This window comes from Cryobacterium sp., assembly GCF_025463825.1.
In the GTDB taxonomy this organism is placed as follows: Bacteria; Actinomycetota; Actinomycetes; order Actinomycetales; family Microbacteriaceae; genus Cryobacterium.
The window spans coordinates 1-10,434 of sequence record NZ_JAODBG010000013.1; the positions used below are offsets into that span (position 1 = coordinate 1).

The following is a 10,434-nucleotide window of genomic DNA, read 5'->3' on the forward strand; positions in this document are numbered from 1 at the left end:
TCCAGGGAGGCCGGCAGGTCGGCTTCGCTTCCGGCGACGACCGTGAGGGTGAGCCCTCGGGTCTTGCCGGTGGTGCGCAACCGGTGCGCGACGAACGCGCTGGATGCCCCGGCGCCGCAAACGATGAGAATCTTCATTGATTCGTTCCTTCCATCGATCCTTTGACTGCAAGATCCACTGTCCTCTGTCGGTGCGCCCGGCGCCACCAGAGCCTTTTCCGCAGGGTGCGGAAACAACCCGGTGTTCTGCTCCGTGTCAGGCCCCCACTCTGCTTGACTACTCTTGAGACAATGGAGTTGCGCACGATGAGTGATAAACAGACGCGGATGCTGGACTTCCTGTCCCAGACATCCAGCTGGATCACGGCAGGCGAACTTGCTGACCGTTTGGGCGTCACACCCAGGAGTGTGCGCAGCTATGTCACCGCGGTGAAAGCGGCCGCGCATCCGCTCACCCTGATCGAGTCCGGCACGGCCGGCTACCGGCTCAACCGCGACGAATTCGCGAGCTATTCCGCCTTGCACCGTGGCCGGGCCCGCGACACCGAAGCCGACACCCCGCAGCAACGCCTGTCCCAGCTGGTGCGCCGCCTCACCGAAGCGGCTGACGGCCTGGACGTCTACGAGCTGGCCGCGGAATACTTCGTCAGCGACTCCACGATCGAAGCCGACCTCGCCCGGGTGCGCCTGCTGCTGCCCGACAGCGGACTGGCCCTGGTACGGCACGGCAGCGTCGTCACCCTCACCGGTTCAGAGACCGACCGGCGGAAGCTCTTGAGCCGCATGTTCCGGGAGGAGAGCGCTCGGGGCATGATCGACCTGGAGACCATCCAGCGCGAGTTCACCTCCGGCCAGGCCGGCGCGGACAGCCTGGGCGCGTTCAAGACCGACCTCATCGAGCTCCTCGACGGCCAGGGGTACTTCATCAACGAGTACGGCATCAACAACGTGCTGTTGCACGTGGCCATCGCCATCGACCGGGTGACCAAGCACCTCTCCCCCGCACCGGCCGTGGCCGAGCCGCCGTCGGAACTGGCGACCTCGCTGGCCGGCCTGGTGATGAAGCATTTCGACGTCGCCCTGGGCAGCGGCGACCTGGCCTATCTCGCGTTCCTGCTCACCACCCGGGTGATCACCCCCGGGCACGACCAGCCGGCCGAGACCCTGATCGAGAGCTATGTGCGGCCGGAGGAGCTCGCCGCGATGCGCGCCATCGTGGACCGGGCCAGCCAGGAGTACCTCGTCGACCTCGACGACGACGATTTCATCGTGCGGCTCACCCTGCACGTGCGCAACCTGATCAACCGGGCCCACGACAAGTCGTACTCCCGCAATCCGCTCACCCGGTCGATCAAGACCTCCTACCCGCTGATCTACGAGCTGGCCGTGTACATCGCCAGTGAGCTGCAGCGTGCCGAGCAGATCGTGATCAACGACGACGAGATCGCCTACATCGCCATGCACGTGGGCGCGCACCTCGAGCAGCAGTCCCGCCGGGTGGACCTGGTGACCTGCGCGATCGTCTGCCCGAACTACTACGACATGCATGTGCTGCTGCGGGAGCGCATCGAACGGGTCCTCGGTGACGACCTCGAGGTCGTCGCGGTGATCACCCGCTCCGACGTGGCGTGGGACCAGCTCGACGCCGACCTGGTGCTCACCACCATCGACCCGACGCTGCCGGGCGACGGGGTCATTGTGATCCAGCCGTTCCTCACCCAGGGCGATATCGACCGCATCCGCCAGCACGCCAGCCGGGTGCGCCGGATGCGCCGCCGCGCCAGCCTCAAGGACGACCTGCTGCAGTTCTTCGACGAGTCGTTGTTCTCCCGCAACTTCTACACCGGCGACGAGACCGCGATGATCACCGCGCTCGGCGAGCGGATGATGGCGCGCGGCCTCATCGACCAGAGTTACGTCGACGGCGCCATCGAGCGCGAGCTGATGTCGTCCACGGCCTTCACCGACAACCTCGCCGTGCCGCACGCCATGTCGATGAGCGCCACGCAGACATCGATTGCGATCGTCATCAACGACACCCCGATGGACTGGGGCGACAACCGGGTCAACGTGGTCGCGCTGATCGCGTTCAGCGCGTCCGGCCGCAGCACCTTCCAGGCGGTCTTCGACCAGTTCGTCGAGGTCTTCGCGGACCGCACCGAGGTGCAGCGGCTGATCAAGCGCTCGGTGGACTTCGCCTCATTCATCGACGAGCTCGTCCACGTCATGGACGCCTGACTGTTCCCCGTGCGGACAAATGGTCCCGGCACACCGGGTGCACTTGTCCGCACGGGCAACAGTTGCGGGCGGATGACGCGGGCGCGCGGGGTTAGGCGGGCGGGACTGGGGTGATGCCGAACTGGTCCAGGCCCGCGGCGCCGCCGTCTTCGGCGGTGAGCACCCAGATGCCGTCCTTGTGCACGGCGACGCTGTGCTCCCAGTGCGCGGCGGCCTTGCCGTCGCTGGTGGCGACGGTCCAGTCGTCGTCGCGGGTGTACGTTTCGATGTCGCCGAGCACCACCATCGGCTCGATGGCCACGACCAGGCCGGGCTTCACGTCGGGGCCCTTCTGGCGCACCCGGTAGTTGAACACCGGCGGGGCCTCGTGCATCGACCGGCCGATGCCGTGGCCGACGTAGTCGGTGAGGATGCCGTAGGTGCCCTGCGACTCGATGTAGTCCTCGATCGCCTCGCCGACCTCGTTGAGGTGTCGGGCCGTGTTCAGCCGGGCGATGCCGTGCCAGAGCGACTGCTCGGTCACCCGGGAGAGCTCCTGGCGCTCGGCGACGACCTCGGGGCGGCTCGGGTCCGGCAGCACGAACGTGAACGCCGCGTCACCGTTCCAACCGTCGATGACAGCGCCGCTGTCGATCGAGACGATGTCGCCGGGGCCCAGAAGCCGGGCGCCGGGGATGCCGTGCACCACGTCGTCGTTCACGGAGGCGCACACGGTGTGGAAGTAGCCCTGCTCGAGCTTGAAGTTCGGTTTGCCACCCAGGGCCACGATGGCGGCCTCAGCCGCGGCATCCAGCGTCAGAGTGCTCACGCCCACCTGCATCGCCTCGCGGGCTGCGACCAGTGACGCGGCGGTCGCCAGGCCCGGGGCCAGCATCAAGCGCAGCTGCGCCGGGGACTTGTAAATGGAGCGGCGAAGAGCCACGGACATACCTGCAAACTAATTCATCATGCGAAAGGGGGCGGGCGCCGGCATGTTCCGGTGCCCGGGAAGGGCGGGTCAGGCGGAGGCGGCAGCGACGTTGTCGGTGGGGCCCACGGCGTGCAGGCCACGCTCGGCCAGGGCGGCCACGATCCGGTCGGTGACCTGGTCGACGGCGCCGAGGCCGTCGACCGTCACGACGACGCCGCGCTTGTCATACAGGTCGATCAGGGGGGCGGTCTGCTCCTCGTACACGTCGAGACGGTGCCGGATGACCTCGGCGGTGTCGTCGGCGCGGCCCTGCTCCGCGGCGCGCTTGAGCAGCCGGGCCACGACCTCGTCGGTGTCGGCCACGATCTGCACGACGGCGTCGAGCGAGGTGCCCTCGGCGTCGAGCAGGCGGTCCAGCTCGAGCACCTGGTCGGTGGTGCGCGGGTAGCCGTCCAGCAGGAACCCGGAGAGCGCGTCGGGCTCCTGGAGCCGGTCGGCGACGATCTCGTTGGTCAGCGAGTCGGGCACGTACTTGCCGGCCTCGATGAACGCCTTGACCTTCAGGCCCAGTTCGGTTTCGGTCTTCACGTTGTGGCGGAAGATGTCGCCGGTGGAGATGGCGGGGATGCCGAACGCTTCGGCCAGGCGCACCGCCTGGGTGCCCTTGCCGGCGCCGGGGGGACCGATCACGAGTAGTCGGGTCATCGGAGGAGCCCTTCGTAGTGGCGCTGTTGCAGCTGCGAGTCGATCTGCTTGACCGTCTCCAGACCCACGCCGACGATGATCAGGATGCTGGCGCCGCCGAATGGGAAGTTCTGGTCGGCACCGATCAGCGCGAACGCGATCAGCGGGATCAGCGCGATCAGGCCCAGGTAGAGCGCACCGGGAAGCGTCACCCGGGTGAGCACGTAGTCGAGGTACTCGGCGGTGGGCCGGCCGGCGCGGATGCCGGGGATGAACCCGCCGTACTTCTTCATGTTGTCGGCGACCTCTTCGGGGTTGAAGGTGATCGCGACGTAGAAGTAGGTGAAGCCCACGATGAGCAGGAAGTAGAACGCCATGTACAGCGGGTGGCTGCCCTGGGTGAGGTTGTTGGTGACCCAGGTGACCCAGGCCTGCGGCGTCTCGCCGGCGGCGGGCTGGTTGAACTGAGCGATGAGGGCCGGCAGGTACAGCAGCGACGACGCGAAGATGACGGGCACAACGCCGGCCATGTTCACCTTGATCGGGATGTAGGTGTTGTTGCCGCCGTAGGTGCGGCGTCACACCATCCGTTTGGCGTACTGCACCGGGATGCGGCGCTGCGACTGTTCGACGAAGACCACACCGGCCACGACGACGAGGCCGATCGCGAGCACGATCAGGAAGACGTCGATGCCCTTCTGCTGGGCGATCGAGATGAGCGAGTTCGGGAACTGCGCGGCGATGGACGTGAAGATCAGCAGCGACATGCCGTTGCCGATGCCGCGCTCGGTGATCATTTCACCCATCCACATGATGACGCCGGTGCCGGCGGTCATGGTGATGACCATCAGCATGATGGCGTACCAGGCATCGTTGGTGAGCAGCTGCGAGCACTCCGACGATGCGGAGGTGCCGAACAGGGCGCCACTGCGCGCCACGGTGATCAGCGTCGTCGACTGCAGGATGCCGAGTGCGATGGTGAGGTAACGGGTGTACTGGGTGAGTTTGCCCTGGCCGGACGCGCCCTCCTTGTACAGGGTTTCGAAGTGTGGGATCACGACGCGCAGGAGCTGCACGATGATGGAGGCCGTGATGTACGGCATGATCCCCAGCGCGAAGACGGACAGCTGCAGCAAGGCGCCACCGCTGAACAGGTTCACGAGCTCGTAGAGGCCACTCGTTCCCTGGTTCGCTGCAAGACAGGCTTGCACGTTGCCGAAGTCCACGAACGGGGCGGGGATGAACGAGCCCAGTCGGAACAGGGCGACGATGCCCAGGGTGAACCCGATCTTCTTACGAAGGTCCGGCGTGCGGAATATCCGCGCAATGGCGCTAAACAAAAAAGGCCTCCAGTTAGTAACAAAGAACGAGCTTGCCGAGTCAGCGTCAGCGCATTAGTCGCTGAGCAGGCTCGACAAGCTCGATCTCGTCTACGGGTTGTACTACTTGATCGAGCCACCTGCTGCGACGATCTTCTGCTCTGCTGAGCGGGAGACCTTATCGACTGCAACAGTCAGCTTAACCGCAATGTCACCATTGCCGAGAACCTTGACCTTCTCGTTGTCGCGAACGGCACCCTTGGCGACCAGGGAAGCGATGGTTACATCGCCGCCGGTCGGGTACAGCTCGGCGAGGCGCTCCAGGTTGACAACCTGGTACTCGACGCGGAACGGATTCTTGAACCCGCGCAGCTTCGGGGTGCGCATGTGCAGCGGCATCTGCCCACCCTCGAAGCCGATACGCACGGTGTAGCGCGCCTTGGTGCCCTTGGTTCCACGACCCGCGGTCTTACCCTTGGATCCTTCACCACGGCCAACGCGCTGCTTGTCCTTCTTCGAACCGGGCGCGGGGCGAAGGTGGTGAACCTTCAGCACCTGCGGACGGACCTCAGTGGGCTCAGTCGGCGCGGCAGCCTTCTTGGCGGCAACAGTCTTGGCCGGGGCCTTGTCTGCTGCAGCCGTGGTGGCCGTCGCCTTCTTGGGGGCGGCGGCCTTCGTGGTCGTCGCCTTGGGGGCGGCGGCCTTCTTAGCGGCGGGCTTGGTTGCTACCTTCTCGGTAGCTTCCTTCTCGTCAGCCATTAGTCAATCTCCTCGACCTTCACAAGGTGAGCAACGGTGTTGACGTAGCCACGGTTCTGCGAGTTGTCCTCGCGGATCGTGACGGCGCCAATGCGGCGCAGGCCCAGGCTGCGAAGCGTGTCGCGCTGGTTCTGCTTCTCACTAATTTTGGACTTGATCTGCGTAATCTTCAGCTGAGCCATTAGGCACCTGCCTTCGCGCTTGCGGCGGCTGCTGCTGCAGCCGCGTCGGCACGCAGAAAACGGGCCGGGGCCACGTCTTCGTAGGAGAGGCCACGGCGAGCCGCGACTGCACGTGGCTCTTCGAGCTGGTGCAGGGCCTCCACCGTGGCGTGCACGATGTTGATGGTGTTCGACGAACCGAGCGACTTGCTCAGCACGTCGTGGATGCCGGCGCATTCGAGTACGGCGCGCACCGGGCCACCGGCGATAACGCCGGTACCTGCTGCGGCCGGACGGAGAAGAACGACTCCGGCAGCGGCTTCACCCTGAACGGGGTGCGGGATGGTCAGGCCGACGCGGGGAACGCGGAAGAAGTTCTTCTTCGCTTCCTCGACGCCCTTGCTGATTGCGGTCGGGACCTCTCGGGCCTTACCGTAACCAACGCCTACCAGGCCGTTACCGTCTCCGACGACGACCAGAGCGGTGAAGCTGAAGCGACGACCACCCTTGACCACCTTGGAAACACGGTTGATCGTGACGACGCGCTCGAGGAACTGGCTCTTCTCGGCGTCACGGCTTCCGCGCTCACGGTTCGGGCTGCGCTCACGGCCACCACGGCGAGCCTCACGAGGCTCGTTCTGCGGCGGCGTAGTCGAAGCTGCGGTTTCCACCGGAACCTCGGTGACGACGTCTGCTTCCTTCGCTGCTGCGGTGCTACTGGATTCAGTGCTCACAGGTCCAACCCTCCCTTTCGGGCTCCTTCGGCGATGGCTGCGACGCGTCCTGCGTACTTGCTGCCACCACGGTCAAATACGACGGCTTCAATACCGGCGGCTTTGGCGCGCTCGGCGACGAGCTCGCCGACCTTGTGCGCCTTGGCGGTCTTGTCACCATCGAAGGTGCGCAGACCGGTTTCGAGAGTCGACGCCGACGCGAGGGTGAAACCCTTGCTGTCGTCAACGACCTGCACGAATACGTGGCGAGCTGAACGGGTGACGACGAGACGCGGACGAAGCGCGGTCCCCTCGATCTTCTTGCGAAGACGTGCGTGCCTGCGTCCGCGGGCAGCCGACTTGCTTTTTCCTCTAGTTCCGAGACCCATGGTTACTTACCACTCTTTCCGGCCTTGCGGCGAACAATCTCGCCGGCGTAACGCACACCCTTGCCCTTGTAGGGCTCCGGCTTGCGAATCTTACGGATGTTTGCGGCAACCTCGCCGACAGCCTGCTTGTCGATACCGCTGACCGTGAGCTTGTTAACGCCCTCGACGGTCAGGGAGATACCCACGGGCGGCTCGATGAGGACCGGGTGCGAGAAGCCGAGGGCGAACTCAACAGAGGTGCCCTTCTGTGCGACGCGGTAACCGGTACCGACGATCTCGAGTCCCTTGGTGTAACCCACGGTAACGCCGATGATCTGGTTGGCGATCAGGGTACGGGTCAGTCCGTGCAGCGAACGCGAAGCGCGCTCGTCGTCGGGACGGGTGACCAGAACCTGGCCATCGGTGACCTGGACCTCGATGGGGTTCGCGACGGTGAGCGCGAGCTCGCCCTTCGGACCCTTGACGCTGACGGCCTGGCCGTTAGCTTCGACCGTGACACCCGCGGGGATCTCGATCGGAAGTCTTCCAATACGTGACATTGTCGGCTACCACACGTAGGCGAGAACTTCTCCGCCTACGCCCTTCTTCTCTGCCTGGCGGTCGGTGAGCAGACCGCTGGAGGTGGACAGGATGGCAACGCCGAGGCCGCCGAGAACCGTGGGGATCTCAGTCGACTTTGCGTACACGCGCAGGCCGGGCTTGGAAACCCGCTTGATGCCGACGATGGAACGCTCGCGGTTGGGGCCGAACTTGAGGTTCAGCGTGAGGGTCTTTCCGACCTCTGCATCCTTGACATCCCAGGCAGAGATGTAACCCTGAGCCTTGAGGATGTCTGCGATGTGCGCCTTGAGCTTGCTGTGCGGCATCGACACTGTGTCGTGGTACGCCGAGTTAGCGTTGCGCAGTCTGGTCAGCATATCTGCGACCGGATCTGTCATTGTCATTTTGTGGTGCCTTTCTCGCCTGGTTTCGTGCACCCGTTACACGGATGACGACCTGTGGTGGTGGAGGGGGCCGAACGGTTGTCCGGCCCCCGAGGGTAAATCTACTTGGAGTTTTCGGCCGTCTTGAACGGGAAGCCCAGCGCCTTGAGCAGCGCGCGGCCCTCGTCGTTGTTCTTGGCAGTAGTCACAACAGTGATGTCCATGCCGCGAAGACGGTCGATGCGGTCCTGGTCGATCTCGTGGAACATCACCTGCACCGTGAGACCGAACGTGTAGTTGCCGGCACCGTCGAACTGCTTGTCCGAGAGGCCGCGGAAGTCGCGGATACGGGGCAGTGCGAGGCTGAGCAGCCGGTCGAGGAACTCCCACATGCGGTCGCCACGAAGTGTGACGTGCGTGCCAATGGGCTGTCCTTCACGCAGTTTGAACTGCGCGATGGACTTGCGTGCCTTGGTGACCTGCGGCTTCTGGCCGGTGATCTTGGTGAGGTCGGCGACGGCGCCATCCATGATCTTGCCGTCGCGTGCAGCCTCGCCGACACCCATGTTGACGATGATCTTCGTCAGGTTGGGTACCTGGTGGACGTTGGTGAAGCCCAGGTCCTTGGCGAGCTGCAGGGAGATCTCTTCGCGGTACTTCTGCTTGAGACGCGGCAGCACGACAGGCTTGGTGGCCTCAGTGGTGGTGTCAGTCATTAGAGGTCCTTACCGCTCTTCTTGGCGTAACGAACGCGGACCGTCTTGGAGACGCCGTCCTTCGTTACCTCTTCGAGACGGAATCCGACCTTGGTCGGCTTCTTGGTCTCCGGGTCGACGAGCGCGACGTTGGAAGCGTGGATCGATGCCTCAACGGTCTCGATGCCGCCGGTCTTGGAGCCGCGCTGGGTCTGGCCGACGCGAACGTGCTTCTTGACGAAGTTGATGCCTTCGACGAGAACACGGTTCTTCTCAACCTGTACCTCGAGCACACGACCCTGCTTGCCACGGTCTCCGCCGCGAGCCTGGGTGCGGCCGGTGATGACCTCTACGAGGTCACCCTTCTTGATTCTGGCCATGATTTAGATAACCTCCGGTGCCAACGAAATGATCTTCATGAACTTCTTGTCGCGGAGTTCGCGACCGACCGGTCCGAAGATACGGGTACCACGGGGGTCTCCGTCAGCCTTCAAGATCACTGCGGCGTTCTCATCGAACTTGATGTACGAGCCGTCTGGACGACGGGTCTGCTTTTTGACGCGAACGATGACGGCTTTGACGACGTCACCCTTCTTGACGTTGCCGCCCGGGATGGCGTCCTTGACGGTGGCGACGATGACGTCACCCAGTCCGGCGTAACGACGGCCGGAGCCACCGAGAACACGGATCGTCAACAGGACCTTGGCACCGGTGTTGTCGGCAACTTTGAGTCGTGATTCTTGCTGAAGCACTTTCTAACTCCTTCTATCAAGTAAGCGCGAGGCGCTTACTTGGCCTTCTCGAGAATCTCGACCAGGCGGAAGCGCTTGGTGGCGCTCAGCGGGCGAGTTTCACTGATCAGGACCAGGTCGCCGACGCCGGCGATGTTCGCCTCGTCGTGCACCTTCAGCTTGGACGTACGGCGGATGACCTTGCCGTACAGGGGGTGCTTCACGCGGTCTTCGACCTCGACAACGATGGTCTTATCCATCTTGTCGCTGGTCACGTAACCACGCAGCGTCTTGCGGTAGCCGCGCACGAGAGCCTCGGCGGGGACGACCGTTTCGTCAGTCTTCGCCATGATTAGGCCTCCTTCGTCTCGACGGCGTCAGCCTCGGGAGCATCCGTGGATGCGTCCTTGGCCTTGGCCTTCTTGGTCGTCTTCTTCTCAGCCTTGGCCGGAGCCTCGACTGCGACGGGAGTGGCACGAATGCCCAGCTCGCGCTCACGGAGAACCGTGTAGATGCGTGCAATGTCCCGCTTGACCGCGCGGAGGCGGCCGTGGCTTTCGAGCTGGCCGGTGGCCGACTGGAAGCGCAGGTTGAACAGCTCTTCCTTGGCCTTCTTCAGCTCGTCGAACAGTCGTTCGTTTTCAAAGGTGTCGAGCTCGACTGAGGCGAGCTCCTTGGATCCGATCGCCATTAGGCGTCGCCCTCCTCGCGCTTGATGATGCGTGCCTTGAGGGGCAGCTTGTGAATTGCCCTGGTGAGTGCTTCGCGCGCAACTTCTTCGCTGACGCCGCTGAGCTCGAAGAGCACGCGACCCGGCTTGACGTTCGCGACCCACCACTCGGGGCTACCCTTACCGGAACCCATGCGGGTTTCGGCGGGCTTCTTGGTGAGCGGGCGGTCGGGGTAGATGTTG

Annotated in this window: 15 protein-coding genes and 1 pseudogene; 1 reads left to right on the forward strand and 15 read right to left on the reverse strand. The window is 64.3% G+C overall.

Annotated elements, in window-relative coordinates; translation table 11 throughout:
- Nucleotides 1-305: 305 nt before the first annotated feature.
- On the forward strand, nucleotides 306-2,237 hold the full coding sequence (locus JWP54_RS01660) for a BglG family transcription antiterminator (RefSeq protein WP_297366446.1): 1,932 nt from the start codon (nucleotides 306-308) through the stop codon (nucleotides 2,235-2,237).
- A gap of 91 nt (nucleotides 2,238-2,328) precedes the next feature.
- Here the strand turns inward: JWP54_RS01660 and map are convergent, their stop codons facing one another.
- The 15 genes and pseudogenes from map to rplP form a co-directional block, all read right to left on the reverse strand.
- On the reverse strand, nucleotides 2,329-3,165 hold the full coding sequence (gene map / locus JWP54_RS01665; protein WP_297366447.1) for a type I methionyl aminopeptidase: 837 nt from the start codon (nucleotides 3,163-3,165) through the stop codon (nucleotides 2,329-2,331).
- A gap of 69 nt (nucleotides 3,166-3,234) precedes the next feature.
- Nucleotides 3,235-3,852: an adenylate kinase gene (locus tag JWP54_RS01670; RefSeq protein ID WP_297366448.1), complete on the reverse strand. Its 618-nt coding sequence runs from the start codon at nucleotides 3,850-3,852 to the stop codon at nucleotides 3,235-3,237.
- Nucleotides 3,849-5,171: pseudogene (gene secY / locus JWP54_RS01675) on the reverse strand (preprotein translocase subunit SecY). The gene JWP54_RS01670 and the pseudogene secY overlap by 4 nt, the downstream one beginning before the upstream one ends.
- Nucleotides 5,172-5,273: 102 nt before the next feature.
- Nucleotides 5,274-5,909: a 50S ribosomal protein L15 gene (gene rplO / locus JWP54_RS01680; protein WP_297366449.1), complete on the reverse strand. Its 636-nt coding sequence runs from the start codon at nucleotides 5,907-5,909 to the stop codon at nucleotides 5,274-5,276.
- Complete coding sequence (gene rpmD / locus JWP54_RS01685; protein WP_066597599.1) at nucleotides 5,909-6,091, reverse strand: 50S ribosomal protein L30; 183 nt, start codon at nucleotides 6,089-6,091, stop codon at nucleotides 5,909-5,911. The genes rplO and rpmD overlap by 1 nt, the downstream gene beginning before the upstream one ends.
- Nucleotides 6,091-6,741: a 30S ribosomal protein S5 gene (gene rpsE / locus JWP54_RS01690; protein ID WP_066597601.1), complete on the reverse strand. Its 651-nt coding sequence runs from the start codon at nucleotides 6,739-6,741 to the stop codon at nucleotides 6,091-6,093. The genes rpmD and rpsE overlap by 1 nt, the downstream gene beginning before the upstream one ends.
- A gap of 59 nt (nucleotides 6,742-6,800) precedes the next feature.
- Entirely contained in the window at nucleotides 6,801-7,172 is a 372-nt protein-coding gene (gene rplR, locus JWP54_RS01695) for a 50S ribosomal protein L18 (protein WP_088457171.1), read from the reverse strand.
- Nucleotides 7,173-7,174: 2 nt separating this feature from the next.
- Complete coding sequence (rplF, locus tag JWP54_RS01700; RefSeq protein WP_088457172.1) at nucleotides 7,175-7,711, reverse strand: 50S ribosomal protein L6; 537 nt, start codon at nucleotides 7,709-7,711, stop codon at nucleotides 7,175-7,177.
- 6 nt (nucleotides 7,712-7,717) lie between these two features.
- Nucleotides 7,718-8,116: a 30S ribosomal protein S8 gene (rpsH, locus tag JWP54_RS01705; RefSeq protein ID WP_066597609.1), complete on the reverse strand. Its 399-nt coding sequence runs from the start codon at nucleotides 8,114-8,116 to the stop codon at nucleotides 7,718-7,720.
- 101 nt (nucleotides 8,117-8,217) lie between these two features.
- A complete protein-coding gene (gene rplE / locus JWP54_RS01710; protein ID WP_297366450.1) occupies nucleotides 8,218-8,811 on the reverse strand; it encodes a 50S ribosomal protein L5 in 594 nt (197 codons plus the stop codon).
- Nucleotides 8,811-9,170: a 50S ribosomal protein L24 gene (gene rplX / locus JWP54_RS01715; RefSeq protein WP_134640283.1), complete on the reverse strand. Its 360-nt coding sequence runs from the start codon at nucleotides 9,168-9,170 to the stop codon at nucleotides 8,811-8,813. Before rplX ends, rplE begins: the two co-directional genes overlap by 1 nt.
- Before the next feature lie 3 nt (nucleotides 9,171-9,173).
- Entirely contained in the window at nucleotides 9,174-9,542 is a 369-nt protein-coding gene (rplN, locus tag JWP54_RS01720) for a 50S ribosomal protein L14 (RefSeq protein ID WP_066597616.1), read from the reverse strand.
- Between the two features lie 35 nt (nucleotides 9,543-9,577).
- Complete coding sequence (gene rpsQ, locus JWP54_RS01725) at nucleotides 9,578-9,871, reverse strand: 30S ribosomal protein S17 (RefSeq protein WP_297366451.1); 294 nt, start codon at nucleotides 9,869-9,871, stop codon at nucleotides 9,578-9,580.
- Between the two features lie 2 nt (nucleotides 9,872-9,873).
- A complete protein-coding gene (rpmC, locus tag JWP54_RS01730; protein ID WP_066597620.1) occupies nucleotides 9,874-10,212 on the reverse strand; it encodes a 50S ribosomal protein L29 in 339 nt (112 codons plus the stop codon).
- A partial coding sequence (gene rplP, locus JWP54_RS01735; protein WP_297366452.1) for a 50S ribosomal protein L16 occupies nucleotides 10,212-10,434 on the reverse strand: 223 nt, incomplete at its 5' end. The genes rpmC and rplP, both read right to left, overlap by 1 nt.